The sequence below is a fragment of the Pseudoflavonifractor phocaeensis genome (assembly GCF_016901955.1).
Taxonomy (GTDB): domain Bacteria; phylum Bacillota; class Clostridia; order Oscillospirales; family Oscillospiraceae; genus Flavonifractor; species Flavonifractor phocaeensis_A.
This window is the reverse complement of the sequence record NZ_JACJLC010000201.1, coordinates 1-1,004: the sequence shown is the minus strand read 5'-3', so window position 1 is coordinate 1,004 and position 1,004 is coordinate 1. Positions and strand designations below refer to the sequence as shown.

The following is a 1,004-nucleotide window of genomic DNA, read 5'->3' as shown; positions in this document are numbered from 1 at the left end:
GTGCAAGGTTTTTTGCGCATTTTCCCTCTTTTCCTTGCACCTATTATACCATAAAACGCCTTCTATAGCTTGATATATAAGGCTTTTTCTGTTATTCAGTAGACATTAAATAAACTGGGGTTTCCTCCTTCCTGTGTTTAGAAAATTCGAAAGTTGAGTATCCAGGAGGCTTTTATCGGATCAGATGCTGTTCAATCCACTCCAAAAGAGCCTTCTCTCCAGCGGCGCCGGCGGCAATCGAAATGAACATATCTGCCAGTTCTCCGACTTGGAGTTCCAACTGATAGCCGTTCCACTTCAGCAGCAGCTGCACCATCATATCGTGCGGCTTGCTTTTCCGTTCATTGACATTGCTGAAAAAGTGCTCGCATCCGTTGAGGATGGAGCCCATGCGCTGATCTCCGCCGGAAAATGGTCCGGCAGCCATCCAACACGCTGGAGGTTCAAAACATGTTTCGCCATTTAGCGCACCCCCTTCGGCATCGTAGCTTTGACACGATTCATATAATCGCGGACCATGCGATTCAGGTATCTCTCACAGTCTGCCGCATCCATGCACCAGGTATTGATCAGGTAGTAACGCGCGGCCTCCCTGGTAAAGCATTGGCCGTCGATAATGAACCCTTCTTGGCTAAAATAATCGTTTGACATAATAGTTCTCCTTTTTAGTAGGTGTTTGACGTGTGTATATAATTAAAAGCAGCCCCACCCAATAATTGGATAGACCTGCTTGAATATTTGCAGATTAAATTGAAATAGTTCTTTAATGATAATGTTATTATACCACTTAATTTTTTTACAGTCAAATCAAGAGCAATAAGTATAACGGTCGTTTGCCGCAATGCGAAGATCCTGCCGTCCAATCCTGAGACTCCAGGAACCTTAGTGCTTGAGTTGTAAGCGCTCAACGACCACCCACCTTCCGTATCCCTCGAAAATGTGAGACAATATCCCAAAACTCAAAAAGCTGACAGTCAGTTTTTTAAGACTTCACATCAGGAGGA

The 1,004-nt window shown here is 44.4% G+C and carries 2 protein-coding genes; both read right to left on the bottom strand.

Going from position 1 to position 1,004, the window contains the following annotated elements; genetic code table 11:
• Nucleotides 1-172: 172 nt before the first annotated feature.
• Complete coding sequence (locus H6B51_RS17150; RefSeq protein WP_204884802.1) at nucleotides 173-391, bottom strand: hypothetical protein; 219 nt, start codon at nucleotides 389-391, stop codon at nucleotides 173-175.
• Nucleotides 392-462: 71 nt separating this feature from the next.
• The gene (locus tag H6B51_RS17145; protein ID WP_204884801.1) at nucleotides 463-651 is read right to left on the bottom strand and encodes a hypothetical protein; all 189 of its coding nucleotides are present in this window, start codon (nucleotides 649-651) and stop codon (nucleotides 463-465) included.
• Nucleotides 652-1,004 lie beyond the last annotated feature (353 nt).